Source organism: uncultured Desulfovibrio sp. (assembly GCF_944324525.1).
Taxonomy (GTDB): Bacteria; Desulfobacterota; Desulfovibrionia; order Desulfovibrionales; family Desulfovibrionaceae; genus Desulfovibrio.
Window position 1 is genome coordinate 1 of the sequence record NZ_CALUWS010000003.1, and the last position, 25,332, is coordinate 25,332.

20 protein-coding genes are annotated in these 25,332 nt (G+C 64.3%); 2 read left to right on the forward strand and 18 right to left on the reverse strand.

Annotated features, from left to right (window positions below):
- The first annotated feature begins 168 nt into the window (after positions 1-168).
- On the forward strand, positions 169-1,071 hold the full coding sequence (locus Q0K12_RS01465) for a flagellin (protein ID WP_297259752.1): 903 nt from the start codon (positions 169-171) through the stop codon (positions 1,069-1,071).
- A 427-nt stretch (positions 1,072-1,498) separates the two neighbouring features.
- On the opposite strand, the gene asnB is transcribed toward Q0K12_RS01465, so the two are convergent.
- The 12 genes from asnB to Q0K12_RS01525 form a co-directional block, all read right to left on the reverse strand.
- Positions 1,499-3,280 (reverse strand): asparagine synthase (glutamine-hydrolyzing), encoded by a 1,782-nt coding sequence (gene asnB, locus Q0K12_RS01470; protein WP_297259754.1) that lies wholly within the window; start codon positions 3,278-3,280, stop codon positions 1,499-1,501.
- 199 nt (positions 3,281-3,479) lie between these two features.
- Positions 3,480-3,872, reverse strand: a complete 393-nt coding sequence (locus Q0K12_RS01475; protein ID WP_297259755.1) for a PqqD family protein — start codon at positions 3,870-3,872, stop codon at positions 3,480-3,482.
- A 404-nt stretch (positions 3,873-4,276) separates the two neighbouring features.
- Complete coding sequence (locus tag Q0K12_RS01480) at positions 4,277-6,370, reverse strand: methyl-accepting chemotaxis protein (RefSeq protein ID WP_297259757.1); 2,094 nt, start codon at positions 6,368-6,370, stop codon at positions 4,277-4,279.
- A gap of 116 nt (positions 6,371-6,486) precedes the next feature.
- On the reverse strand, positions 6,487-10,467 hold the full coding sequence (locus Q0K12_RS01485) for an MFS transporter (protein ID WP_297259759.1): 3,981 nt from the start codon (positions 10,465-10,467) through the stop codon (positions 6,487-6,489).
- 86 nt (positions 10,468-10,553) lie between these two features.
- Positions 10,554-10,889, reverse strand: a complete 336-nt coding sequence (locus tag Q0K12_RS01490) for a metalloregulator ArsR/SmtB family transcription factor (protein ID WP_297259760.1) — start codon at positions 10,887-10,889, stop codon at positions 10,554-10,556.
- A gap of 226 nt (positions 10,890-11,115) precedes the next feature.
- A complete protein-coding gene (locus tag Q0K12_RS01495; RefSeq protein ID WP_297259761.1) occupies positions 11,116-13,002 on the reverse strand; it encodes an asparagine synthase-related protein in 1,887 nt (628 codons plus the stop codon).
- A gap of 64 nt (positions 13,003-13,066) precedes the next feature.
- Complete coding sequence (locus Q0K12_RS01500; RefSeq protein ID WP_297259763.1) at positions 13,067-13,594, reverse strand: hypothetical protein; 528 nt, start codon at positions 13,592-13,594, stop codon at positions 13,067-13,069.
- Between the two features lie 528 nt (positions 13,595-14,122).
- On the reverse strand, positions 14,123-14,527 hold the full coding sequence (locus Q0K12_RS01505; RefSeq protein WP_297259764.1) for a DUF1036 domain-containing protein: 405 nt from the start codon (positions 14,525-14,527) through the stop codon (positions 14,123-14,125).
- Between the two features lie 203 nt (positions 14,528-14,730).
- Positions 14,731-15,273, reverse strand: a complete 543-nt coding sequence (locus tag Q0K12_RS01510; RefSeq protein WP_297259766.1) for a 2-oxoacid:acceptor oxidoreductase family protein — start codon at positions 15,271-15,273, stop codon at positions 14,731-14,733.
- Positions 15,270-16,082, reverse strand: coding sequence for a thiamine pyrophosphate-dependent enzyme (locus tag Q0K12_RS01515; RefSeq protein ID WP_297259768.1), 813 nt, complete (start codon positions 16,080-16,082; stop codon positions 15,270-15,272). Before Q0K12_RS01515 ends, Q0K12_RS01510 begins: the two co-directional genes overlap by 4 nt.
- A 1-nt stretch (position 16,083) precedes the next feature.
- Positions 16,084-17,178, reverse strand: coding sequence for a 3-methyl-2-oxobutanoate dehydrogenase subunit VorB (gene vorB, locus Q0K12_RS01520; protein ID WP_297259769.1), 1,095 nt, complete (start codon positions 17,176-17,178; stop codon positions 16,084-16,086).
- Entirely contained in the window at positions 17,175-17,396 is a 222-nt protein-coding gene (locus Q0K12_RS01525) for a 4Fe-4S binding protein (protein WP_297259771.1), read from the reverse strand. Before Q0K12_RS01525 ends, vorB begins: the two co-directional genes overlap by 4 nt.
- Before the next feature lie 408 nt (positions 17,397-17,804).
- Here Q0K12_RS01525 and Q0K12_RS01530 point away from each other — a divergent pair, with 408 nt between their 5' ends.
- On the forward strand, positions 17,805-18,791 hold the full coding sequence (locus Q0K12_RS01530) for a DMT family transporter (protein ID WP_297259773.1): 987 nt from the start codon (positions 17,805-17,807) through the stop codon (positions 18,789-18,791).
- A 344-nt stretch (positions 18,792-19,135) separates the two neighbouring features.
- On the opposite strand, the gene Q0K12_RS01535 is transcribed toward Q0K12_RS01530, so the two are convergent.
- The 6 genes from Q0K12_RS01535 to Q0K12_RS01560 all read right to left on the reverse strand — a co-directional run bounded on the left by Q0K12_RS01535 (position 19,136) and on the right by Q0K12_RS01560 (position 25,187).
- Positions 19,136-19,648: an adenylyl-sulfate kinase gene (locus Q0K12_RS01535; protein ID WP_297259774.1), complete on the reverse strand. Its 513-nt coding sequence runs from the start codon at positions 19,646-19,648 to the stop codon at positions 19,136-19,138.
- 6 nt (positions 19,649-19,654) lie between these two features.
- Positions 19,655-20,407 carry a class I SAM-dependent methyltransferase gene (locus tag Q0K12_RS01540; protein ID WP_297259776.1) on the reverse strand — a complete coding sequence of 251 codons (753 nt, stop codon included), beginning with the start codon at positions 20,405-20,407 and terminating at the stop codon, positions 19,655-19,657.
- Positions 20,408-20,476: 69 nt separating this feature from the next.
- Positions 20,477-21,238: a class I SAM-dependent methyltransferase gene (locus Q0K12_RS01545; RefSeq protein ID WP_297259778.1), complete on the reverse strand. Its 762-nt coding sequence runs from the start codon at positions 21,236-21,238 to the stop codon at positions 20,477-20,479.
- A gap of 68 nt (positions 21,239-21,306) precedes the next feature.
- Positions 21,307-22,095, reverse strand: a complete 789-nt coding sequence (locus Q0K12_RS01550; protein WP_297259780.1) for a phosphocholine cytidylyltransferase family protein — start codon at positions 22,093-22,095, stop codon at positions 21,307-21,309.
- On the reverse strand, positions 22,096-24,507 hold the full coding sequence (locus Q0K12_RS01555) for a PEP/pyruvate-binding domain-containing protein (protein WP_297259782.1): 2,412 nt from the start codon (positions 24,505-24,507) through the stop codon (positions 22,096-22,098).
- Positions 24,504-25,187, reverse strand: coding sequence for a gamma-glutamyl-gamma-aminobutyrate hydrolase family protein (locus Q0K12_RS01560; RefSeq protein ID WP_297259784.1), 684 nt, complete (start codon positions 25,185-25,187; stop codon positions 24,504-24,506). Before Q0K12_RS01560 ends, Q0K12_RS01555 begins: the two co-directional genes overlap by 4 nt.
- Positions 25,188-25,332: the final 145 nt, after the last annotated feature.

Below are 25,332 nucleotides of genomic sequence, written 5' to 3' on the forward strand. Positions count from 1 at the left end.
ATGCGCCTCTTTTCTTGCCGCCGTTCAAATTAGATGCATATCTTTGTGGGCAAACATAATTTGACGACACTATCTAAACCCCGCTCCATTTACGCCGATAAAAAGGGCAGTCGCCTGCAGGGAAGCAGGCTGTTATTCACCTCGTACAGACATTCATGGAGGAATGTTATGTATATCAATCACAACGGAATGGCGACCAACGTTGCCAACACTCTGACCGGCCACTACGGCAACCTGCAGACCTCCACCCAGCGCCTGTCCTCCGGCATGCGCATCAACAGCGCCGCTGACGACGCCGCCGGTCTCGCCATCAGCGAACTCATGCGCGCCGACGTTGCCGCCCTTAATCAGGGCGTCCGCAACGCCAACGACGGTATTTCCCTTATCCAGACCGCTGACGGCGCTCTGGGCGTTATCGACGAAAAGCTGATCCGCATGAAGGAACTTGCGGAACAGGCCGCCACCGGTACCTACGACTCCACGCAGCGTCTGATGATCGAATCCGAATACCAGCAGATGGCTTCGGAAATCACCCGTATCGCCAACGCCACGGACTTCAACGGCATCAAGCTGCTTGACGGTACCCTGTCCGCCATGAACAATGCCGACGGCACCATCCATGACGGTTCCGGTCTGACCAGCCTGGGCGCCCTGAAGGTTCACTTCGGTACGGCCAACGACTCCGCTGAAGACTACTACTACATCGAGATCGGCAACTGCACCGCCTCCGCTCTGGGCGTGGGCAACGCTGCCCGTGCGGGTTCCGCCGGCAGCACCATCTCCACGCAGCAGGCCGCTCAGGAAGCTCTGGTGGCCATCAACAACGCCATCGTGTCCAAGGACAAGATCCGTGCTCACCTCGGCGCCATGCAGAACCGTCTGGAAAACACGGTTACCAACCTGACCGTGCAGTCCGAAAACCTGCAGGCCGCCGAATCCCGCATCCGCGACGTGGACGTGGCCACCGAAATGACCAACTTCGTCCGCAACCAGGTGCTCACGCAGTCTGCCGTGGCCATGCTCTCGCAGGCCAACAGCATGCCGCAGATGGCTCTGCAGCTCATCGGCTAAGCGCCAGATCAGCAACCGGCCTTTCATGGGCAGCCCGCAAGGGCTGCCCTTTTTTATGCTTGTCGCCCGTTGAGTGCCCAGGGCATGAGACAAAAAACCACCCACATGGTATGGTGGGTGGTTTGAACCTTGCCGCTTTGAACCTTGCCGCCAGGATGCCGCACTTGGGAGAAAACGCGCGGGATCTATGCTGCCGGAAGGCATCAAAAAAGCAGGCGAGACCGCCGCAAGCCCGCCGCCCCGACCTTGCCAGGCTGACCCGCCTATGTTTCAGAAAAAGAGGCTGGCCGCGCTACGGCGTCCGCCGGAATATGTTCCCTTCTTCCGGCAGATCTCGGAAAAACTCTCTTGTTCCACTCGCCGCCTGCCGTTTTGGGGGAGACGATGTTCAGAGGAGCCTCCCCCTGCGGCATGCTTCACCGCAGATTCAGCAAGATATCCATTGTTGGAACATGAGCACCGCCCATATGGGATGTGTTTTCTGCCGCCCCTCCTGCACATCCTTCCACATCTTTTGCACCGTGGCGGCATCCAGCCAGCCTGCCTGCCGCATCTTCACCGGATCCAGCAGATCTTCCACCCATTCCCGCAATTCATGCTGCAGCCAATAGGTCAGCGGCGGCGCGAAGCCCTGCTTGGGGCGTTCGGTAAGCTCCGGCGAAACATATCCGTCGAGCAGGTGACGCAGAGGCCATTTCCCCTTGCCGCATGCGCGCCGCAACGTGGGCGGCATTCGCCAGGCAAAGGCGTATAGCCGATGATCCAGCAACGGAGGCCGGGCCTCGAGCGAGACCGCCATGGACGCCCGGTCGACCTTGGTCAAGATGTCCCCCGGCAGGTAATGCATGGTGTCGATATACTGGGTCAGTTCCTGATCCGCGGGGAACATGTCGTCGGTAATGCCCTGCACGAAATACTCACGCGGGACGGAACCGCCGATGACCGGATTTCTGCCGGCCCAGCGGCCGAAATGTTTACGCTGATGCAACAGGGAGCGGCTCAACGGCAGATGCCGGGCAAAGGGAATGGGATGATTGTTCTGCCAGTACCCCGCAAAGAGCTCATCGCCCCCGTCGCCGGTCAGCACAACGGTCACGCTCTCACGCGCCAACTTGCAGAGCAGATAGGTCGGGATTTGCGAAGAATCGGCAAAGAGATCGTCATAGATGACCGGCAGGCGGGGGATGACCGCCAGCGCCTCGTCGGCCGTCACATAATGCTCGGTATGCTCCGTGCCCAGGGCCTCGGCAACGGCTTTTGCGTACGGCGCTTCATTGAACTCGGATTGCGCAAAGCCGATGCAGAACGTCCTGACAGGCGCAAGGGAGGCTTCCTGCATCAGCGCCACCACCAGCGAGGAGTCCACCCCGCCGGACAAAAAGGCCCCCAGCGGCACGTCGGCGATCATACGCCGTCTGACCGCATCCCGCAGCAACCGGTGCAACTCTTCCAGAGCATCCCGATGGGAGGTCACCCTGTCGGCCATCCCGGCCAGCGCCACATCAAGAGCGCTCCACCACTGCGTTTCGCTGACGCTTCCGTCCGCGGCGACGGTCATCATCCAGCCGGGACGCAATTTCTTGATCTCGCTGAAGATGGTCAACGGATCCGGCAGATAGTTGCAACGAAAGAAGGCCGCAAGATTGTTCCGATCCAGCGAAAATGCGCAGCCGGGGAGTTCCCTGAGCGCCTTGAGCTCAGAGGCGAAGGCAAACAGGCCGTTCTGCCGCGTCCAGTACAGGGGTTTCACCCCAAAACGGTCACGCGCCACCGTCAGTTTGCGCTCCCGGCTGTCCCACAGGGCAAAGGCGAACATGCCGATGGTCAGGGACAGGGTCCTTTCGACGCCAAGGGCCGCGCAAGCCTCAAGCAGTATCTCGGTATCGCAATGTCCCTGCAGACGGGGCGACTTGCCGGTCGCGCGGGCGATCTCTTCCCGCAGCTCGTCGCCATTGTAGAGCTCGCCATTGTAACAAATGACGTAGCGCCCGCAGGAAGAGCGCATGGGCTGCGCTCCGGCGGAAGACGTATCCCGGATGGAAAGCCGCTGATGCGCCAGACCGAGCCCGGCCGCCTCATCCTGCCAGATCCCGTTGCCGTCAGGGCCGCGATGGATCAGCCGCGCCGACATCCGTTGCAGGACGGCCCGTGGCTCCTCAAAAACGTCCGATGTCTTGCCAGGCTGATAAAAACCGCAAATTCCGCACATGCTCGATCCACCCGCCGGTTAAGGGATCGGGGACAGACGCCCGGCGCTTCCCCGTTCCGCCATGATTTCCGCAACGCCGCGGCGCTGCGCTCTTTTCCCGCAACTATCCTTCAAAGCCTCTGCGTAAATGTGGCCTGCACCCCATCCGCAAGAGCCGCGCAGCCCGCCTCGCACCCTCAGTCGCAAGGCCAACTCGCGCTCAGGCCGAGACCGCTGCCGCCGGAGCCGGCAGAGGGCTGGCCGTGACATCGGAATAACAGTCCACCATAAGCCGGAAACCTTCCCGCCGGCCCAGCTCCGGATCAAGCGTGACGTCAGCGGCTGTCGCGCCGCCCTCCACAAGGATCTCGAAGGCAAGCAGCCTCTCCACAAAGGCGTCCAGCCTGTCCGCCATATTGGCGGGGGCATCGGGTATGGCCGTGAGACGGTCGCAAACGTCTTCCGTTGCGGCTCCTCGCAGAAGACACTCAAGGACCGCTGTCCCCCATGCGTTCAGGCCATAATATGTGGAGATTTGCGTATCGATGACGAGCGCAATGCCGTCAATGACGTCGCAGAGCATCTTTTCTCCATTGAGCACATAACCGGGCATTGGGGATCTCCTTTTCCTCTGCCGCCACGAAGCCCGGCACACGAGCCCCCTGCGGACGGAACGCTCCGCAAGCGCAGGTCTGTTTCGGGCCGAAGCTCCTCCACGAGGACGCCGCACCAGCAGGCAGCCGGCAAAAACGGTCGTCTCCCGCCCGCAGGCGGCGCTTTTCGCCGGCACGCAAAACTTTTAAAAAATACAGGCCGGTTCCCCCTGCCGTCAAGCGTATCCGCTGGCCAGCTTTGGCCCTGTGCCCGATGGCCGGACATCGGCATGCGACGGACGGGGCGCCCCCGCAAGCGGCTGGCAAGACCGACGGCCAGAAAAAAGTGGACATACCCTCCGTACGTCCACTTCGACTCGGTCTGTTCTCCTCTCCTGGGGCATTGCCCCGCAGCGTGCGGCGTTTACGGGGCCGCCTTCATGTCCTGGACGATGGTATTGAGCGTGCTGGTCTCGTGGGCAAGATCATTGACCGCCTGTGCCGCCTGTTCCATGGCCGAGGCGTTCTCATTGGCGACCTTGTTGATGTCGGAAATGGAACGGTTGATCTCTTCACTGGCGGCGGACTGTTCCTCGCTGGCGGCCGCAATGGCGCGCACCTGATCCGCGGCGCTTTCGGCAAGCTGCACGATCTCTTCAAGCGCCGTACCGGACGTATTGGCCAGATCCGTCGCTTCATTGATGCCGTTGACGGCCACTTCCACCTGACGGATGGACTCGTCCGCGCTCTGCTGGATGCTGCGGATGGCCTGTCCCACTTCGGATGTGGAGGCCATGGTCTTCTCGGCCAGCTTGCGGACTTCGTCGGCCACCACGGCAAAGCCGCGGCCGGCTTCCCCGGCGCGGGCCGCTTCGATGGCGGCATTGAGGGCCAGCAGGTTCGTCTGATCGGCGATGTCGGAAATGACGCCCATGATCTGGCCGATGGAGGCGGCGCTGTCGCCCAACTTGCCCATGTCGTCCTTGAGCACAAGCGAAAGCTGGTGCACGCCCTCGATGCTGCTGACCACCTTGCGGACGATCTTGGCTCCGTCTTCGGCCTTGAGCCGCATGGTATTGGAGACCTCCGCGGCGCTGCCCGCGCTGCGGGCCACTTCCATGACGGTGGCATTCATCTCGTTCATGGCCGTCGCCGTTTCCGCGGCACGGTCCGCCTGCTGCTGCGCACCTTCGGCGGAGAGCTGCACCTGAGCGGAGAGCTCGGTGGCCGCCGAGGAGATGACGTTGGTCGCGCCTTCCAGCTGCGCGGCGGCATGCAGGACACCTTCCCGCTTGGCCACTTCCGCCCGCTGGAAGGCCTTTGTGGCCGCTTCCGTAGCGTCCTTGGCGCGGGCGGTCTGCTCCTCGGCTTCGCGCGCCTTGTTCTTGGCGTCTTCGATGCTGTTGCTCAGATTCTGCACCATGCCGCCAAGGCTCATATGCAGCTTGAGCAGCTCGCCATAGAAGATCTTGCTGTCGGGGATGGCGCTGAAGTCGCCGGCGGACACGGCCTCGGCCGCCGTCAGCATGATGCCGAGCGGACGGGTGATGCTGCGCACGATGAACAGGGCAATGGCCAGCGCGATGATGGTGATGAGCCCCGTAAGCATGAGCAACCGCATGACGGCTTCATTGCAATGGGCATAGATCTCTTCCACCTCCTGCACGGCGGCAAGCTTCCAGCCGTTGGACGTGGTCAGGACATTGGCCCGCACGGCCTTGCCGCCGATGGTCGTCTCGATGACGGAAGCATTCGTCCGCAAAATGGCCGCATAGCCGGGGTCGGGCAGCTCCTTGCCGAGGAGTTTGCCCACATTGCCGGGCGTGATCGGATCGCAGAGGACGCGGCCCGTTCCTTCCAGAACCAGGAAATGCCCGGTCTGGCCGAACTTGAGACCGGTCAGCATGGCGGAAAAGCTCTTGAGGGAAACGTCGATGCCCACAATGCCGGCCAGCTTATTGTCCGCCCCTTTCATCTTTTGGGTCACGGCAAAAACGATGTCCCCGGTAAGCGAGACATAGGCTTCGGACAGCAGACCGTCCTGCGCGGAAGCGGCCGTAGCGGCATACCACGGCCGCTTGCTGGTATCGAAGCCGGCAGGGACCTTCATTTCGGCAAGCCCGGTGGCGTAGGCCCCATTGGGATAACCGACATACACTTCAAGGTAGTCGACATTCTTGCTGTTGATATTTTGCAGCGGCACAAGAGCGGCACGGACTTCCGGGCTGGTGACGGCGGATGTATATTCGCTGTCCTTGGTGGCGGCGCTGAAATTGGGCATGCTGTCGGCCAGTTCGGTCAGGTCGGCCATACTGGCCACCAGGGAGGCATTGATCTGCGCCGTGCGCAGAAAGTTCTCCAGATAGTCGTCAAGGAGGTTCAGCTGCCTTCCCGACGACTGCGCGAACTCGCTGTCCGCATCATCACGCATCTGCATGCCGGCAATAAAGATGCCGCCGCTTGCCGTGAGTAAAATGGTCAGGAAAAAGCCCAGGATAATACGCAGTTTTATGCTCATTCGCCCTCCTGCCGCCGGTCGGCCTGCGACCACGTGTTAACAAATTTCCTCATATCTTAACGGCATAAATCGCGCAGGCTATAGGCCGGGCAGGCGAAGGGCCCTTCCGGGGACGTTCACCCCCCCTGTCGGGCATCTCCCTCCACATGGAGACGCCTGTAGTCGATCTTGCCGGAGCCCAGCAGGGGCAAGGCGGCAAGGCGGCGGACATGGCGCAGCATCTGCAGGCCGGAAAAGCCCTCCGCCCGCAAAACGGCATTGGCTTGCGCGCAGCTCACGGGCAGGGTGGTGTACAGCGTCAGTTGCGGCTGCTCTTCCGCATAGACGGCGTCCACGGCCAGACAGGGGCCGCCCTCCGTCTGTCCGGCGGCAAAGTGCCGGCGCAGCACCTCCTCCAGCTGCGGCAGCGAGATCATTTCTCCGCCCAGCTTGATGAAGCGCTCCCGCCGCCCGGCAAAGGTCATCCGACCGGCCTCGTCAGCCTGCACAAGATCGCCGGTATCGTACCAGCGTTGCCCCTCCAGCGTGACGAAGGGCACGGCGGGATCGCCGCTCTCCGACGGCAGGTAACCATCAAAGACGTTGGGGCCGCGCACCAGCAGCAGACCGGTCTGTCCCGGCTCGAGGCGGCGGTAGGGCGGATGGGGGGACACGACGGCCACCTCCACGGACGGCAGGGGACGCCCGATGGTGCAGGGACGCGCCTCCTCCGGCAGGTTGACGCTGACCACAGGGGAGCATTCGGTCACGCCATAGCCCTCGCAGAGCTGCCCTCCGCCGGTCTGGCGGGCAAATTCCTCATAGATGCGCTGGGGGCAGGCCTCCGCCCCCACAAAGCCCAGGCGCAGGGACTCCAGATCCCCGGGGCGGGCCTGCCGCAACAGGCCGTCAAGGAAGGTCGGCGGCGTGACCAGCAGGGTGGGACGCCAGCGCCGGCAAAGCGCGGCCAGCCGTCCGCCCTCGGCAGGGTTGGCGTGGTAGACCACAGGCATGCCGAAGCAGAGCGGCAGCACGATATTGCCCGTCAGGCCCAGGGAATGGAAAGGCGGCAGCATGGCCAGCATGACGTCATGCGTGTCCAGGGCCAGGACGGCGGCCACATCCCGGCAATTGGCCAGGATGTTGTCGTGCGTCAGCGGCACCCCCTTGGGCGAAGAGGAGGAACCGGAGGTAAAAAGCACGGCGGCCCGCGGCGATATGGCCCGGCTGACGGCGCAGCCTTCCCAGCCGAGCAGCGACAGGCGGGCCCGCAAGGCCCCCGCCAGCCGCAGGGAGAAGGGCAGGGCGGCCGTCTCTTCTTCCAGCAGCAGCCAGCAGACCCCGCTTTCGGAAACAGCCTTCTCGAGCGCATGCTCGTCAAGACGGCGCAGCAGCGCACGAGCGCTGATCAGATGGTGTACATGGGTCAGGGAAAGCGCGTGCCGCAGATTGCGCACGCCGGTCGTCCAGTTGAGCATGACCGGAGTATTGCCGGACAGCAGCACCGCCAGCCAGCAGATCGCCGCCGCCGGGGAGGCGGGCAGCATGATGCCGAGCGACTGCCCGCTGCCGACGCGACGGCGCAGGAAAAGGGAAAGCACCACGGCGCGCGTCCAGAAGGCGGCCCCGGTCAGCATCTGCCCGCTGTCGGCCAGTATCGGACGGGACGGCATGCGGCGGATCTGGCGCAGGATGGTCAGCGCCAGATTGGGGGCCTGCGGCAGGATCAGCGGCTGTCTGGGCAGACTCCGCAGGCTGGCCTGCCAGCGTCCGGCCAGCTCCCGGAGGGCCTCTTCCCCTGTCGGGGACTGCGGGCCAAGCTGTCCGCACACGGCCAGAAGACAGTCATTGACCGTCTGCAGATCGCCCGGCTCGACGGCCTCCTGTCCGGAAAGGGTGGCCAGCTGCAGGCTCAGATCGACGATGGCGAGACTGTCCAGCCCCAGATCGCTGTCCAGCCGCTGCCCCGGCCGCAGATCTTCCGGACGCGGCTCAAGAGGCGAAAGATCGGCCAGCAGACGGATCACGCTCTGGTACTCCTTCTCGCCCAGACCGGCGGGAGGCGGGCACTCGTTCCGGTTCTCACGGACGGCCAGCGGCTGATCCGGCACTTCCGGCTCCCGGCGTGAGAACGGCACTCGGCGCAACACGTCCGGCTCGTCGGCGTAGCAGGCCTCCAGCAGGGCATTGAGCGCCGTCACGCCGTCTTCCATGCGTGACAGAGGCTGAGGACGAACAAAGGTGATGCGCACCTCGCGACGGCGGAGAAAAAAGATGCCGTTGCGCAACAGCGCCAACAGCGCCCGCCCCAGGGAGCGGCCCAGCGACGGCGCGCCGTCGGCCCAGCTGAAGGAAGAGCCCCAGAGCCCGTGGGTGCGGATGACGACGGGCACGCAGTCCGGTACGGCCCGCAGCAGGCGGTACGCCCCGCTGTTGCCGCCAAGATGCGTCTGCCCGTCATGGCTCAGGCTGCCGGCGGGATAGACGAGCAGGGTCTCTCCCTGTTCCAGCGCGGCGGTGCAGCGGGCAAGGCTCGCCTGCACCTGCTTGCGCGCGGCGATGCCCTCCCTGCGCAGGTCGGGCAGGGGGATGCAGCGCATGGCGGCGGCCAGCGGACGCAGCCAGAAACGCCCTATCTGGTGTCTGTCCGCCAGCGGACGCGGCGACCACGGCGCAAGCCAGGCGCAGAGGATGACCGGGTCCATGTAGGCGGGATGATTGGGCAGCAGCAGCAGGCCGCTGCCGCGCTTTTCGGCTTCCGCCGTGGCCTGGCGCAGGCAGTCCTGCCCCTCGAGCCGGACCCGGTAGCGCAGGGAAAGCAACGCCCGGAGGACGACGCCCAGCGCACGCTGCAGGATCTTGAGGACAGGGCCGCAGGTTTCCGGACGCTGGGGCAGGCGGGCGATCCGGATGGCAAACAGGACGGCCGTCAGCAGGCTAAGCGCGCCGAGCAGCGCCTGTCCCGCCGCGGGCGTGAGCAGCGACAGCGGATAGTACGCGGCCCCGGCAAGCAGCATGGCCAAAAAGGAAAAGAAGTTGCAAAGACCGAGGATGCGCCCCTTTTCCCCGGCCGCCGGCCGTACTTGCAGATAGCTGGATACCGGGACGATGTAGAGGCTGCCGCAGGCGCCGATGGCCGCATAGCAGGCGCAAAGCAGCGGGAAGTGCCATGCCGTCGGCGCCTGCGGGACGCAGGACACGAGCAGCAGCAGGACGCCGATGGCGGCCGATGCCGCGGGGACGGTGCGCTGCCAGCTCTGCTGCTGCCGCCGGGCCGAGAGCAGCGCGCCGCCGCAGATGCCGATCATGAGCGCACCGGGCAGCAGGCTGGTCAGTGTCGCGCTGAGCCCCAGTTGTCCGAGGCCGAAGGCATTGATCTCCAGCAGGACGAGGACGGACAGGCTGTAAAAGAAGGCATCCGCGCACAGGCAGAGGAAGATGTCCTGCCTGGCCCGCAGCCGCAGGAGTTCGACGGCCGAATTCCAGGCGCCGAAGAGCGGGAAGGGGGGGAGGTCCTCCGGCCGGGCCGCGGCGGGACGAAAGGGGACGAAGGCCACGGAGCACAGGCCCAAGAGAGCGACGCCCAGAACGGTCAGGGCGACCAGCCAGCGCCCGAAGGGGATGCGGGTGGCGAACCACGCGCTCTCAAGGGCGGCTCCCGCCAGAACGATGCCCAGCAGGATGGCAAGCGTGGTGGAGAGCTTGAGCAGAGCATTGGCGCGCGGCACCTGCTCCTGCGGGAAGATCTCGGGCAGCGAGCCGTTGAGCGCCGGACTGAACAGCGCCGCACTTGCGCCCATGAAAAAGAGCATGGCCAGCATGCCGCCCCAGTTCAGGGTAAGCAGCCCCCAGGCGCCGGCCAGCATGGCGGCAACTTCCAGCAACTTGGCCGCCAGCACCACATGTCGCTTGGGAAAGCGATCCGCCAGCCAGCCGGCCCAGGCCGAAAAGAGCACGAACGGCAGCGAAAAGAGCACCGTGCCCCAGGCCTGCACGCTGGCGAGCTGCAGACTCACGGCCAGCAGCAGCACAGCCTGCTTGAAAAAATTGTCGTTGAAGGTGCCCAGCGTGTAGCTGAGCCCCAGACTCATGGCCTGGCGGGTAAGGTTCTTCTGCATACGCGCGCTCCTTGCGGCAACATGCGTATGGCGTCAGATCCGCGCCGTCCGACGGCCGCGCGCCGGAACAGCGTCTGCCATGCTGCTCATCGGGGGCCGTCTTCTTCCACGGCCAGCTCCGCAAGGGCGTAATCCCGGACCCGGTCGAGCATCTCAAGCGTGAAGGGGAGGTCCCGCCTGTAGAACACTTCCTTGCCTGTCCGCTGCGGGACCAGCAGTCCGGCGCGTACCAGCACGTTGACATGATGGCTGACGGCTGTGCGGCTCATGCCCACGATGCTCACCAGCGTGCTCAGGCTGATGCGTTCCCCCGGCTCAAAAAGCAGAAGTATCTTCTGGCGCGTGGCATCCCCCATGGCGGAAAAGACCTGCGCCACACGCTTCCAGTCGTCCGGCAGGGCAGTAATATAATGAGTGTTCATAGCCCCTGTGTAGACGGCGGGAATGTGGCTGTCAAGAACACCCTAGAAAAGCGGCTACATCTTGTCAACTAAAAAAGTAGTTATTTAGTTTTTTTCTCCATCAAAGAGAGGCCGGATCTGCCGGCATGCGCCGCTCGGCCGAAGACCACGACAAAACGACGGGGAAGGCCGCCTCAACGGCAGCCTTCCCCGAACGACAGCGGGCTGGCGGCAGGGATGCCGCCGCTCAACGTCTGAGGCAGTGCCGGGCCCAAAGTTCCAGCATGAGCAGCGCCCAGAGCTCAATGGTGTTATTGGCCGTCCCGTCCATATGCTGGGCCACGAGCCGCCGGATCTCGGACTGATTGACCCAGTCCCGGATGGTGCATTGCGTGCTCATGAGCGCATCCAGCACCAGCGTGCGCAGCGGGCCGCGCAGCCAGCTCTCCAGCGGCACCGTATTGTTGTGCCGCCGCCGGAAGACCAGATCATGCGGGAGGTGGCGCAGGCCGACCATCTTGACCAGCCACTTGGTCTCATAGCCCTTGCCGGTACTGCCGGGCCGTCTGTCCGGCATGCGTCTGACGCGCATCCCCACCGGCAGGGTCAGGGCAAAATCCACGACCTCGTTATCCAGCATGGGCATGCGGACATCCAGCGTATGCGCGCCGGCCACCATGTCGATCCGCGGCAGCAGGCGTCCGGCAAGGAAGTGGTCCAGCTCGAAGAACTGGATCTTGTCCAGCCAGGTGGCGCGCGGGCAGCGGGCAAAGGCCCGCAACATGAGCATGATGGTCAGCTGCGGGTCGGCGGCCCCGCGCAAGTCCATGCAGCAGAGGCTTTCCTTGCGGTTGCCGAAGAACAGGGCAAACTGGCTGTAATAATAGCTGGCGCAGGGGTCCATCTCGCCGAGCAGACTCTTGCCCCCGTAGGCATGAGGCACGGTCTTGGTCAACTCGGTATGCACCTTGCGCACCTCGGGCGGCAGATCCGGCGTATCGTAGAGGAAGGGCGCAAGATAGCGGGCATAGCCGCCGAAGATGTTGTCCGTGCCGCTGGTGGTCACCGCGGCCCCCACATGCTGACTGGCCATGCGGGCAAGCCGCCAGGAGGTGAGCAGCGTCGGGTCGGCGAAGGGCTCGCCCATGTGGGCGACGATATCCGGCAATTCTTCCGTGACGCTGACGTCCAGCTCGCCGCTGACATGGCGCGTGCCGCAGATCTCCGCAGCCTGGGCAGCCTGACTGTTGACCCCGTGGTCGGCATCCACATAAGCCAGCGAGAGGCTCAGCATGTCGCCCGTCTGACGGGCCGCCTTGCCGGCGAAAAGCGAGGAGTCCAGCCCCCCGGAAAGGAAGAGCCCCGTCCCGGGCGTAACATGCCGCCGCGCCATCCGGTCCATGAGAGCGTCGAGCTCGTCGATGGCGTCCTCGTCGCTCCCCTCGAATTTGCGGCTGCCGTCCACATTCCAGTAGCGCAGGAAGAAGGCCGCGCGGCCGGGCTGCCATTCCAGCCAGCTAGCCGGTTCCAGCTTGTGGATCCCTTCAAAGGCCGTCAGCGGCGCGGGCGGCATCATGAAGGTGAGGTAGTGGAAGAGCGCATTGTAGTTGGGGCGGCGCTCAAGGGCCGGATGCTTCAGCAGGGACATGACCTCGGAGGAAAAGAGGATGCCCTTGCCGGAGGAGGCGTAGTAGAGGGGCTTCTGCCCGAAACGGTCACGGACGAGGTAAAGCTTCTGGTCCCGCAGGTCCCACATGGCAAAGGCGAACATGCCGTTGAGCCGGGGCAGGCATTGCGGCCCCTGCGAAAGGAAAAGATAGGAGAGGATCTCCTCGTCCTGCTTGCTGCGGAAGACATGGCCGCTTTTCTCTATCTCTTCGCGCAGTTGCGGCCCATTGTAGAGCCGGCCGTCCAGCACGACGAGGTAACGCCCGCAGGGACTGACGAAGGGACGTTTGCCGCCGTCGTCCTCCGCCTCGCTGCCGCAGTAGCCCATGATGGCCTTATCGCCGAGATGGCCCTGCCGGGGAGGATTCTTCCCTCGGTGGGACAATGCGTCCAGCATGGCCGCAAGGGCCGCACGTTCTTCATCCCTCACAACTTCCGAGGTCAGGACACCACAGATTCCGCTCATATGCACATCCTTGGGGCACAGCCCGACTCGCCACCTTACCTTGTAGAAAGGATACGGTGGAGCTTTATTTAGGAATTGAAGACATAGATACTCTCATTAAATTTTGAGCATCTTTTTCTGACATTCCATACAATAATCCTAACGCTCCAATCATTTTTGGATCAGCAAGCAGCATCGCCTTTGCTTCCCGAACATCAAACAAGGATGGCGGAGAAACAACAAAAGGTATATTAATATATTTTCCTTCATATTTAAAACGAATAACATAGTGCGAAGCATCGATAAAAGCATTAACTTTTTCCAACTCGACATCAGAAACTTTTTCATTATCTTTCAACGCATCATAAATAGAATCTCTAATATCTATGTCTATATCATCTTCAATCTTCTCCGCAAGATTGTCGATAGCATCTTTTATATTTTCTATATCTTCTTTTGAATCCAGCTTCGTTTCAAGAGAAAACGCAATAGCATCAGCAAGAGATATGGATTTTATGGCAGACTCTTCGCTATCAAAGAAAAGTATGTATATGGGCAAATACACCAGCCAAGAAAAAATTACTATCCCCAAAAACCCCTTAACGATAGACATATTGGCTCCAATATAAATTTTATTGTTGAAAAAATCAGATCGCTCATCTAAGAGCACAAACTGACTGACCTCGGAGATTACTCACAGCCTTCAAAAATTACCTTCTAGAAAGGTTGACCTAAAAATTCTAGCCCATCTTTTCGATATATTCAATGCCGCAACTCCGTATTTTGCCCACGAATTTCAGTATCGGGATTAGCCTCATGCATTCTTGATGTTGCAGCAACATGCCAAGCAAAACAGGAGCATCCGAACTTCCACGATCAGCCCTTTCGACAAAGACACCACATTGCACACACGTGATGCGCTCTTTCCCGTCTTGTTTTTTCGCGTGAGATGCGCCACAACGACACGCTCAGAGACAAGTCCCCCAAAAGGCATCTCTCAGAATCGGCTTTTCCATGTACATTTTATCTTCTATCGCCATAATATGTGTGCATCACGTCTTTCATATCATGCAGCACTTGCCCGAAATAGACAATAGCCGCCGTCCCGACAGCTTGCCTCGTCACGCGACGGGACGCGGGATCAGTTGAAATTGACGGCGATCTTGAGATTGGGAGCCTCATACTGACTGAAGAGCGCCATGCGTCCGCCGGCGGCGGGCTGGGCGTTGTCGGTCAGCGTGAACGGCTGGTCGCAGACCCAGCGGTCGATGGTGTCGCCAAGGGTATAGACCATGCCGTCCTTGACGCGCACGGCATGGACGTAAAAGACCGTATTCTTGCTGTCCACCTTGAGATGAAAGGTCTTGCCGGGCTGGATGCTGTACCAGCCGTCGGTCGACCAGTGTCCTGTGGGACGCAGATAATGCACGGCCATGGCGACCACGGAGCGGGAATTGTTGTTGGCTTCGATATCCAGCGCATGGGCAAGGCGGGCACTGCACAGCAGGCCGCAGACGAGCAGCAGGGGCAGAAGGAGAAAACGCATGGCAGGTCTCCCGTAAGTTGACGGTGCATGGCGCGCCGATGGCGGCGCTTCGTCCAGCATGCCAAAGGTGCTCCGCAATGTCGAGGGGCCGCTCCAGGCGGCCGGGGCTGGACGTCCGCCGCGGATGGCGAGCCCATGACGCGGAAGGCCGCCCCTGCGGACGGCCTCCTGCCTGTCCCGGCGGACAGCGGGCATGACGGCCGTCAGGCCGCAAAGGTGTAGCCCGCTTCCAGCGCCTTGATGTTGGCGGGGATGAGCTTGGCGTAATGCGCGTTGACCACGCTGTGCATGGCCTGCTTGACCGCTTCCGGGTCCAGCGCCCCGGTCGCCCGCAGCCACGCGCCCAGGGCGACCACATTGGCCATCTTCACGTTGCCCAGCTCATGGGCCATGTCGTTGACCGGGATGTAGACCGTCCTTTTGCGTCCATCCAGCAGCTCGCGGGAAACCAGCGAGGCATTGACGATCTGCACGCCGTCCTCCCGCAGCCGCGGCTGAAACTTGTGCAAAGAAGGCTCGTTGAGGATGATGGCGGACATGGGCCGGTTGACCAGCGGCGAGCCCACGGGGTGCGTATCCAGCACAACGGTGCAGTTGGCGGTGCCGCCGCGCATCTCCGCGCCGTACACGGGGATGAAGCTCACTTCCAGCCCCTGTTCCAGTCCGGCCTGGGCCAGCAGGTTGCCGATGAGCATGACCCCCTGCCCGCCGAAACCGGCCATGATGACGTCCTGATAGCCGCTCATGCCTGCACCTCGCTCTGTTTGCGCTCTTCCCGCACGTCCCGGAAGACCCCCAGCGGGAAGACGGGGATCATCTCTTCGCTGATGCGGCGATTGGCTTTCAGGGGATCCAGATGCCAGTTGGTCGGACAGCCGGCCAGCAGTTCCACGAAGCTGAAGCCCAGCCCCTGCATCTGACAGCTGAAGGCCGTACGCAAGGCCTTTTTGGCCTGCCGGATGTGCTTCACGCTGTCGAGGGCGCAACGCTCGGCATAGGCCACACCGGCCAGCCCGCCCATGATCTCGCTCATGTGGATGGGGCCGCCCTCGCCCAGCAGGTGACGGCCCAGCGGGGTGGTGGTGGTCTTCTGGCCCAGCAGGGTGGTGGGGGCCATCTGGCCGCCGGTCATGCCGTACACCGTATTGTTGATGAAGACCGCCGTGATGTTCTCGCCGCGATTGGCGGCATGCACGGACTCCGCCAGCCCGATGGCCGCCATGTCCCCGTCCCCCTGATAGGTGAAGACGATGCTTTCCGGCCGGGCACGGCGGATGCCGGTGGCCACGGCGCAGGCGCGTCCGTGCGGGGACTCCACGGCGTCCACGTTGAAATAATCGTAGCTGAAGGCCGAGCAGCCTACCGAGGCCACAAGGATGGCCCGCTCCGCCAGGCCCAGTTCATCCAGCACTTCGCTCACCAGACGGTGAGCGATGCCGTGATGACAGCCGGGGCAGTAGTGCGTCGGCTTGTGCGCCAGGGTCGGCGTGGCGTCGAAGACCAGTTCCTCGCCCGCGCCGGGGCGCAGGCGTTCGTCCGAAGTCGCGTCCTGCATGTCAGTCCTCCCTGAGTGCGGTGAGAATGGGATCCACAAGGTCGTCCGCGCCGATGAACATGCCGGGCATGATGCCGTGCCAGCTGACCGTGGAACGGCGGGCCAGCACGTCCAGCGCCAGGCGCACGTCCTCCACCATCTGGCCGGTGTTCTGCTCCATGACCAGCAGGCGACGGTCGCGCGCCACGCGGCGCAACGCCGCCTCCGGGAAGGGAAAGAGCGTGACGGGACGGAACAGGCCCACGCGGCAGCCCTGTTCACGCAGCTGCCGGACGGCGCTGCGGGCGATGCGGGCCACGGAACCGAAGGCCACCACGATGAGCTCGGCGTCCTCGCACTGCCATTCCTCCCAGGCCACATGGGCACGCATAGCCTCGTACTTGCGCATGAGCAGCACATTGCGCTCGGCCAGCGCGCCCTCGGCCAGATAGACCGACTTGAGCAGGCGCGGCCCTGCGCCCGGCCCGCGTTTGCCGTAGCCTTCCAGCCGCCAGGGGGCGGACAGGGCGGCGTAGCCGTCGGCCGTCAGGGCATCGGCGGGCGGCTGCCGCCGCACGCCTTCCTTGATCTGGGCCACGATGGCGTCCCCGAGCACCATGACGGGATTGGCAAAGGTGAAGGCCAGCCGGAAGGCGCGGAACATGAAGTCATAGCATTCCTGCGCCGTGGACGGAGCGAGCACGAAATTGCGGTGGTCGCCGTTGCCGCCGCCCTTGACCGCCTGGAAGTAGTCCCCCTGGGAGGGGCCGATGTCCCCGAGGCCCGGCCCGCCGCGCATCATGTTGACGATGACGCCGGGGATCTGGCTGCCCGCCATGTAGGAAAGCGATTCCTGCATGAGCGCGATGCCGCAGCTTGAGGAGGACGTCATGGCCGGGATGCCGCAGGAGCCCGCGCCCAGCAGCATGGCGCTGGCGGCAAGCTCGCTCTCGGCCTGCACGAACTGCCCGCCGTTTTCCGGCAGCAGACGGCTCATGGCTTCGGGGATCTCGTTCTGCGGGGTAATGGGATAGCCGAAATAGCAGCGGCAGCCGGCATCCAGCGCGCCATAGGCCACAGCCTCGTTGCCCTTGATGAGGATGCGTCCGTCATTCATGCCGTCTTGCCTCCGCTTTTGTCGCGGAACACGCGAATGGCCGTATCAGGGCACATGAGGGCGCAGGAGGCGCACCCCGTGCAGCGGCCTTCCGTTTCCATCACTTCGTAGCCCTGCCGGTTGAACCTCCCGGCGGGGCGGATGATCTGCGCCGGACAGGCTTCCATGCACAAACGGCAGCCCTTGCAGCGCTCTTCCAGAAATACGATTCGAGACATAGATGATTACCCTTTGCGGTCGCGGTATGCGCTGCGACCGCAGTCCGTATTTGATTCCTGTTCGGTCAAACAGTCAAGCGAGAATGCCTCTTGACTTTTGTCCGCATTTGCTGTCCATGCCGCCTTTTCCCACCGGACTTGACCTTGCGCCGTCTATTTCCTACCCCTGAAACGGACTGCCGCCGCAGGCATGGCGCAGTCAGCTGCCGGGGCCGGGCGCAGTCCGCATCCTTTAGAACATTTTCCGTTTGAAACACGAAGCGTTTCAAACCTTACGGCCTGGCGTTTCGCGAAAAAAACGCGGTTTTTCCGCTTGGTTTGGGCCGGGCGGCGCTGTGCCGCCGCCTCGCGTTCCGCCCTTTTCAAGGACAAAACGCTCTACAGGGACTATCCGACGGAGGCTTCCGCATGAGGTTGGGGAACAATGGCGCGGGTTTGCTGCTGGCGCTTTTGACGGCGCTGTTCTGGGGAGCACTGCCGCTGGCGGTGAAACATGTGCTGCCGGTCATGGATGCGGTGACGCTGGTGTGGCTGCGCTTCTGCGTGGCGGCGGTCTGGATATGGTGCGCCCCGGCCATGCGTGCCTCACGCGGGCAGCAACCGGCGGCCGCTCCGGCATCTTCTCCCGCCCCGGCGGCGCTCTCCCGGCGGCGCACCTGGCTGCTGCTGGCAGTGGCCTCGGCCGGGCTGGGGGCCAATTTCGTGTTCTTCAATTCCTCCGTGGCCTACCTCAGCGCCTCGGCCTGTCAGATCCTGGCGCAGGCGGGCCCGGTGCTGCTCCTGCTGGGCGGGGTCTTCATCCTGCGGGAAGCCTTCCTGCCCGTGCAGGCGGTGGGCGTCGGCCTGCTGCTGTCCGGCCTGCTGCTGTTCTTCAACACCCGGCTGGGGCTGCTCTGGGGCGGCGACAGCGATTTTGCCTTCGGCATGCTGCTGGGGGGATCCGCCGCGCTGGTCTGGGCCACCTACGGTCTCGCCCAGAAGGTGCTGCTGCGCCACCTTACGCCTACCCGCATCCTGCGGGTCATCTATCCCTGCTGCGCCGTAGCCCTTGCGCCGCTGGCCACGCCCACGGACATCCTGCGCGTGGACGCCGTGCAGCTCGTCTGTCTGATCTTTGCCTGCATCAATACGCTGGTGGCCTACGGTTCCTTCACCAAAGCCATGAGCATCTGGCATGCGGCCAAGGTCAGCGCCGTGGTGGCGACCACGCCGCTCTTCTCGCTGGCGCTGGAGTCCCTGCTGCACAGCCTGTGGCCTACGGCCTACCCGCTGGACAGCATCGGGCTGATCAGTCTGCTGGGGGCGTGCGTCGTGGTCCTGGGGGCGTTGGGCATCGCCGTGGGCCCCATGCTGCACCTGCCCCATCTGCCGCACTTGCCGCGCCGCCGCCGGTGAACCGCCCCGCAATGCAAAAAGCCGGGCCGTCCCGACAGGGCGGCCCGGCTTTTCGTTAAAGCGGATTCGCAGGGAAATCGTGTCCCATTTCCCTGCTGACGCTGCCCTCACACGACGGAAAAAGCGTGGTTTTTCCGTGTGTTCGGTTGCGGGTAGCCGCTCTCGCGACTACCAGAGCAATCCACATTTTCAATGTGGAATTGTTCCAGAGCATTTTCCGTTTGGAACGCTGTGCATCCCAAACCATACGGCCTGTCGTTTCGCGGAAAAAACGCGGGACTTCCGCTCACTCGGGCCGGGCGGCGCTGTGCCGCCGCCTCGTGTTCCGTCCCAACCACGCGGGCTCAGGCGCGTTCCTCCGCCAGACGAAGGACGGCCTCCACGCACTCTTCCAGCGAAAGGCGTGCCGTGGGCAGCACCAGATGCGGGGCCCGCGGCAGATCGACCGGCGTTCCCGCTCCGGCCATCTGGCGCACGACGCCGGTCTGCTCCGCGGCATACAGCCCCTTGGGATCCCGCTGACGGCGGACCTCCTCCGGCACATCCAGAAAGATCTCCAGATAGCCGGGCAGATTTTCCCGGTTCCAGGCGTGGATCTCGTGGAACAGGGAAATGGTGGCGATGATGACCGTCTGCCCCTGTCCGGCCAGCAGCTTGCAGAGCCGGGCATAGGTGGCGGCCAACTCCAGACGGCTTTCCCGGTCGAAACCGGAGCGCGTCGCGCCCAGCACGGCGCGCAGCTCGTCGCCGTCAAGCAGGACGGACTGCGGCAGGCGGGCCTGCAGGGCACGGGCCAGCGTGCTCTTGCCCGCGCCGGAAAGCCCGGTGATCCAGAAAACGCGCCCTTGTGCGCTCATGGCGTCTTAGTCCGCGCGGCGGGCAAGCCAGGCCCGCGTCGTATAGGGGATGGCGATGCTGTCCCGGCCGAGCCCGGCAAGATACTGTTCGATCTCCGCGATGATGGACGCGAACTTGTCGCCCGCCTGCCGGTGCAGGGTGGAGTGCGAGCGCCAGGCCTCCACGATCTCCGCCGGGCTCTGGGCGTGCTCCACTTTTCCCTGAACGGAGGTGATGTCCGTGAACAGGCCGGACGCGCGGATGACGTCGGTCTGATCCTCGCGGCGCGTCCCGTAGCCGTATTCGGGGATGGCCTTCCTGATGATGTCCTCGATGCTCTGCTGCACGGGATCCTGCAGATCCCTGTGGTTCCAGAGGCAGACGAACCATTTGCCGGGCTTGAGCAGACGGTGGGTCTCGGCAAGGGCGGCGGCGCGATCGCAGACATTGAAGGAGGACCCGAAGGAAACGAAGTCGTACGCCCCGGCCGGCCGGCCGGTGTGCTCGCCCGTGCCTTCATACCAGTGCACCGTGGGGAAGTCCGCCGTGCGCTGCGTGCCCAGCGCCCGCATGGCGTCATTGGGCTCCACGGCGTCCACCCGGCAGCCGAAACGGACGAGCGGCAGGGTGAAGTGGGCGACGCCCGCGCCGATGTCGCACACCAGATCGTCCGCCTTCAGTCCGGCGATGCGGAAAATGTCCTCCAGAGCGGACGGGGCATAATCCGGACGCTTGAGGTAGCTTTGGGCCAGCGTGGTGTAATCCCAGGCTGTCTTCATGAGATCCTCCGATGAGCGGGGGACACCCCGGCATCCGCCAAAGCGCCCTCCCTGGTAATGGTGTTTTGGTTACTTCGCCCGGCGGGCGATCCAGGCCCGCGTCAGGTATTCGGCTTCGATGTCATGGAGCTCCGCCGTCTTTTCCCGGACATAGGCAAGGAAAGCGGCGAACTTCTCTTCGCCAAGCTGCACGCGCACGTCGTTGACGGACTCCCACAGTCCCAGATACCGCTGGGGAGTCTGATGTTCGATATGGCGACCTTCAAGATAAATGACCTCATCGAACTCGCGGCAGGCGGCAAGGCGTTCCGTCAGCTGGTTGCAGAAGGCCGAACGGCCGGAAGAGACGCGCTGCATGTCGGGGGCCAGACTGCGCAGATGCTCTTCGATCTCCACCAGCAGCGGATTGGATTCATAGTAACGGGTATTCCAGAGGGCCATGAAATACCCTCCCGGCTTGAGCAGACGGTGGAACTCCCGCACGGCGGCGTCAAAATCCGGCCAGTGGAAGGAGGAGGCCATGCAGGCCAGATCGAAGACGCCGCCCTCCAGCCCGGAATCTTCGGCCGAGCCCGCATGCCAGCTGATGGCGTACACGCCGCTCTGCCGCTGCCCGGCCTCGCGCATGGCGTCATTGGGCTCCACGGCGTCCACCCGCGCGCCGGCCGCCGCCAGCTGCCGCGACCAGATGCCCGTGCCCGCGCCGGCGTCCACGCAGCGGGGCTGCGCCTGTCCGCTCAGGCGGACGAAGACCTCGGCGATCAGGGGCGCATAGCCGGGGCGATAGTCGGCATACTTTTCCGCCAGCGCCGTAAAGTCACCATGTTTCATGCGGGATGCCTCCGGATCCTCCAGCTTCGAGAAAGCCCTGTGCGCGCATGCTCAAAGGCCGCGCCTCCTCAGCGCCAGTCATGTTCCCAGCCGCCCTGCGCAAGACGGCTCTCGTAGGCGCGCAGATCGTCCTGATCGTCCACCTCGCACCAGCGCCCCTCCACGGGAACGGCCGCCACAGGGATCTGGCGCTCCAGGAGCAGGCGAAGGAAACTCGTCATGTCGGTGCGATCCACCGCGTCGCCAAGCTCCCGGCAGACGGCGGCAACGGTCCGCCAGCCCTGCGCCGTCAGCCGCAGGAGGCCCATGTACTGGCCGTGGATATCGTCCATGCCGCAGGGCTTGCGGCCGATGTCGCACAGCAGGCCGTCCCGACAGGCGAAGCTCTCGGCATCGGACAGAGGATCGGCAAAGCGGATGCGCCAGAGGGCTTCCCACCGCGTATCGTAGGTGAGGGATACGGGATGGCTGCCGCCCCCGGCACACAGGGCCCGCACATGCTCCGCCGGATAGACGATATCCGCATAGCTGACGACCACTTCCGTCTCGCCGCCGCCGAAAGCCGCGTCCAGCCACGGGGCCGCACAAAGCAGGGAGGCCAGCATATTGCAGTGCGCCCAACGCGGATTGTCCACCGTGGCAAAGGCCCCGGACGGCAGACCGGCGGCCTCGGGCACGAGGCGCTCCGCCAGATAGCCGCGCACCACCAGCACCTCCTTCGCGCCCGCGGCGCACAAGGCGTCATATTGCCAGCGCAGCAGCGGCTTGCCCGCAAGGGATACCAGACATTTGGGCCTGTCGTCGGTCAGTTCGCGCAGCCGGGACCCGCGTCCGGCGGCAAGGATCAGCGCTTTCATTCATACCTCGGCATGCAGGGGCGTTATACGTTTTCCCGCGCAGTCCAGCAACAGCAGCCCCGCCTTGCCGGCGCGCTCGTAAAGGATGCCGCCGCAACCGATGGCGGCGGGCAGGCCGTACTCCGCACAGCGGATGGCCATGTGGGAATTGGCCCCGCCGTAGCAGGTGACGAGGCCCGCGATGTGGCGGGTAAACAGCCAGTCGTAGCCGGGGTCCGCGCTCTCGATGCAGACGATGCGGCCTTCCAGTTCCCCGGCGCCGGCCTCGCCGCCGTCCAGCACCGTCACCGGCGCTTCCACGCGGCAACGGGTGATGAAATTGGGCTCGCTGCGCTGCTGAGCCGCCACATAGACGTCCCGCTCCGAACGGATGAGGGGCGCGAGCCGCAACGAACGGGCCAGCTCATGCTGGCGGCGCTGTTCCGCGATGACGGAAAGATAGTAGGGACGGGCCTCGTCCGGCAGGGGGGCGTGCAGGCTGCCGGTGATGACGTCCAGCGGCAGCATGGCGCAGGCCTCGCGGTCGAGATCCAGCCGTTCGCCCCAGGCGGCGATGGTCTCCAGCACGGCGCAGACATGGCGCGAGAAGATGAACTTGACGCGCTCGCGCCCCGCGATGGCCTGCCGGGCATAGTCCAGCAGACGGTCGGGCGTGCAGTCGAGCCCGGCCTCATCCAGCAGCAGGCTGAGCGCCTCATGCTCGGCGGGCGTCAGGGCAAAGGCCGCGGGCTGCGGCGGTTCAGGCGACTGCGCCGCTCCGCTGAAGAGGTCGCGCCGGGCGTAACAGGGCGTCAGGATGTCGTAGGTGCCGGGCCGCAGATGGCCGTAGCGCTCCATGAAGGCGGGACGCCGCTCGGGATGACGCACCGCCTCGGCAAAATCGTGCGAAAGCTCGCCGGAGACCGTACGGATGGTCCGCTTGAAGGCGGCCAACCGTTCCTCGCTCAGGGCTCCGCGACGAACGGCGGAACGCAACAGGCTTTCCGCCATGAAGGCATGCCGGGCAGCCACGGAAAAAGGCAGGGTGCCCCATTCCTTGCACTCTTCCAGCAGGGAGATGAGCGACGCCGCCAGCGAAAACGGCGTCCCCGACGGCAGGGCAGAGAGCGTAAGCCCCTGCTGACGCGCCTCCAGTTCGCGGGCGTCCTGCAGGGCCCTTTCCAGACTGCCGGGAGCGGGCGTCTGCCCGGCGGGCCGCAGGGCCCGGTTGGTCAGGCGGCGCAGGGCGGCCTTGTAGGCCAGACGTTCCGTGACGGAGAGCGTTTCCGGGTAGCGCTCCCGGAAGGTCTCGTCAAAGTCGAAGTCCAGCACGGTGGGCACGATGGCGAATTCGATCTTGTCGTGCAGCTCCGGATGCGCATCGAGGCGGTCCGTCCAGGCGTCCACCAGCCGTTCGGCCACCGGATCGGGCACGCCGTCCGGCAAGAAGGAATTGAAGCTGGCGCGCACGTCGATATAGGGCCGTCCGGCGAGCGAGAGCATGAGTTCCACCGGCGGCAGGGCCCGGTAGCCCATCTGACGGCGGGCCAGACGCCAGACCTGCCGGGTGATGATGTCACGGTAGAGGCTCATGGCCAGCGGACGCGGCGTGACGCCGATGATCTCCGCCGGGTTCCAGTCCGGCATGACGCCGAGCATGCTCCGCCTGCCCGCCAGCCCTGGGCGCGGGGCCATGATGTCGCGGGCATAGGTCTCCACATGGCGGATATGCCGGGAGACCGCCTCCGCCACCTGGGCGCGCCAGTGCCGCGCGGCCGCGATGGGCCGGGCCTGGAGCAGATGCACCGCAGCCTGCGTATCCACCACGAACTCCACGTCCAGCGGCAGACCGTCGAAGAAGCTTTCCAGCCGCCGCACCAGATCCAGCACGGCGCGCAGACGGGGCGAATCGAAATATTCCGCCCTTACCCCCCGGTAGATGTAGACCGTCTTGCTGATGCCGCTGCCGCTGGTGATGGTGTCCGTACGTCCTGAGATATCGTCATAGTTGATGACATAGTAGGGGGAGCCGTCATCCAGCGTGCGGGTCATGACCACGCCGCTCATGGCCACATGGGGGATCATGGGCTGGACGAGCACCTGATCCTCGTCATGACTGTAACGGGAGACCACCTTCATGATGGCGTCCCGCAGGGCCGCGGCATCCTGCGAGGGCACATGCAGCACGCTGTCGAAAGCGCCCGCCAGGGACGCCGTGCCGCTGTCCTCCCCGCGGGCGGACGACCGCACGGCCAGCGAGACGGCGGGAAAACGCGTCGCGATCTCGGCAAGGACGGCCTCCGGCTCGGCCGTCCAGCGGGCGCGGGTAAAGTAGAGCAGTGGCGGCACCGGGAAGGCGTGGGCATGCAGCAGGGCCAGCGTTTCCGCCTTGGTGCCGGGTGCGGGAGTGGTGGATGCGGAGGACGGGGTCATGGCGTGCGGATGTCTCGGTCTGTGGTAAAAAGGGCATGCAACAGGGCCAGATCACAGGGAGCGGGGACCGCCTCGCGTTCGGGATGCCAGAGGATGCCCCGCCACGGCAGAGCAGCATGAGCGAATGCCTCCACGCTGCCGTCATCCGGGCAGACGGCCTGCGGGATCAGACAGGCGGGCAGACCGGCGACCTCCAGCCCCCAGGCGTGATAGGAATTGACCTCGCCCCTCTCCCCGGCGGGCGGAAGTCCGACGGCGCTTCCCGCCGCCGTCAGCCGAACGACGGCATGCCGGGCGGCCACATGCCGCGCCGGCGCAAGGGGAACAAGCCGCGCGCCGGCCTGACAGGCCAGCAGCTGCGCCCCCCGGCAGACGCCCATTACCGGCAGGCCTTCCTGTTCGGCCCAGCGGAGCAGGGCAGTTTCCGTCGCGTCCCGGTCGGGCGTCGCGCCGATGTCGTCGCCGCCGGTCAGGAGCAGCCCCCGGACGCCCTGCCGCCGGGCAAAAGCCACGCAGTCTTCCCCCGTATTGGGCAGCATGAGCCAGTCCGGCGCATAGCCGCCCCAACGCCCCAGCCTTTCAAACAGGACAGGCCAGTCACGGGCCAGCGCATCACGCGTTTCGCCATAGTCGGAACGAACGACGCGCATGGTCACGCCTATGCGGCGGGCTTGTGGCATAGCATCCCCATCGGTACTGCCGGACAGCGGCATAGCGGATCTTTTCCTTAACAAACAAAGGATGTTCTTACCATTGGCTTCCCGCCCCTGTCCAGACGTATTTCCCGGCTCCCAATGACGAACGGACGGTCTCGCCGGGGCAGGC

What these genes read in the sequence shown, in the direction of transcription:
- Q0K12_RS01535 (WP_297259774.1), bottom strand. Translation starts at nt 19,648, where the DNA reads ATGAGCGCACAAGGGCGCGTTTTCTGGATCACCGGGCTTTCCGGCGCG.
- asnB (WP_297259754.1), bottom strand. Translation starts at nt 3,280, where the DNA reads ATGTGCGGAATTTGCGGTTTTTATCAGCCTGGCAAGACATCGGACGTT.
- Q0K12_RS01495 (WP_297259761.1), bottom strand. Translation starts at nt 13,002, where the DNA reads ATGAGCGGAATCTGTGGTGTCCTGACCTCGGAAGTTGTGAGGGATGAA.
- Q0K12_RS01505 (WP_297259764.1), bottom strand. Translation starts at nt 14,527, where the DNA reads ATGCGTTTTCTCCTTCTGCCCCTGCTGCTCGTCTGCGGCCTGCTGTGC.
- Q0K12_RS01545 (WP_297259778.1), bottom strand. Translation starts at nt 21,238, where the DNA reads ATGAAACATGGTGACTTTACGGCGCTGGCGGAAAAGTATGCCGACTAT.
- Q0K12_RS01560 (WP_297259784.1), bottom strand. Translation starts at nt 25,187, where the DNA reads ATGCCACAAGCCCGCCGCATAGGCGTGACCATGCGCGTCGTTCGTTCC.
- Q0K12_RS01530 (WP_297259773.1), top strand. Translation starts at nt 17,805, where the DNA reads ATGAGGTTGGGGAACAATGGCGCGGGTTTGCTGCTGGCGCTTTTGACG.
- Q0K12_RS01540 (WP_297259776.1), bottom strand. Translation starts at nt 20,407, where the DNA reads ATGAAGACAGCCTGGGATTACACCACGCTGGCCCAAAGCTACCTCAAG.
- Q0K12_RS01500 (WP_297259763.1), bottom strand. Translation starts at nt 13,594, where the DNA reads ATGTCTATCGTTAAGGGGTTTTTGGGGATAGTAATTTTTTCTTGGCTG.
- Q0K12_RS01465 (WP_297259752.1), top strand. Translation starts at nt 169, where the DNA reads ATGTATATCAATCACAACGGAATGGCGACCAACGTTGCCAACACTCTG.
- Q0K12_RS01475 (WP_297259755.1), bottom strand. Translation starts at nt 3,872, where the DNA reads ATGCCCGGTTATGTGCTCAATGGAGAAAAGATGCTCTGCGACGTCATT.
- Q0K12_RS01510 (WP_297259766.1), bottom strand. Translation starts at nt 15,273, where the DNA reads ATGAGCGGCTATCAGGACGTCATCATGGCCGGTTTCGGCGGGCAGGGG.
- Q0K12_RS01490 (WP_297259760.1), bottom strand. Translation starts at nt 10,889, where the DNA reads ATGAACACTCATTATATTACTGCCCTGCCGGACGACTGGAAGCGTGTG.
- Q0K12_RS01485 (WP_297259759.1), bottom strand. Translation starts at nt 10,467, where the DNA reads ATGCAGAAGAACCTTACCCGCCAGGCCATGAGTCTGGGGCTCAGCTAC.
- vorB (WP_297259769.1), bottom strand. Translation starts at nt 17,178, where the DNA reads ATGAATGACGGACGCATCCTCATCAAGGGCAACGAGGCTGTGGCCTAT.
- Q0K12_RS01525 (WP_297259771.1), bottom strand. Translation starts at nt 17,396, where the DNA reads ATGTCTCGAATCGTATTTCTGGAAGAGCGCTGCAAGGGCTGCCGTTTG.
- Q0K12_RS01480 (WP_297259757.1), bottom strand. Translation starts at nt 6,370, where the DNA reads ATGAGCATAAAACTGCGTATTATCCTGGGCTTTTTCCTGACCATTTTA.
- Q0K12_RS01555 (WP_297259782.1), bottom strand. Translation starts at nt 24,507, where the DNA reads ATGACCCCGTCCTCCGCATCCACCACTCCCGCACCCGGCACCAAGGCG.
- Q0K12_RS01515 (WP_297259768.1), bottom strand. Translation starts at nt 16,082, where the DNA reads ATGCAGGACGCGACTTCGGACGAACGCCTGCGCCCCGGCGCGGGCGAG.
- Q0K12_RS01550 (WP_297259780.1), bottom strand. Translation starts at nt 22,095, where the DNA reads ATGAAAGCGCTGATCCTTGCCGCCGGACGCGGGTCCCGGCTGCGCGAA.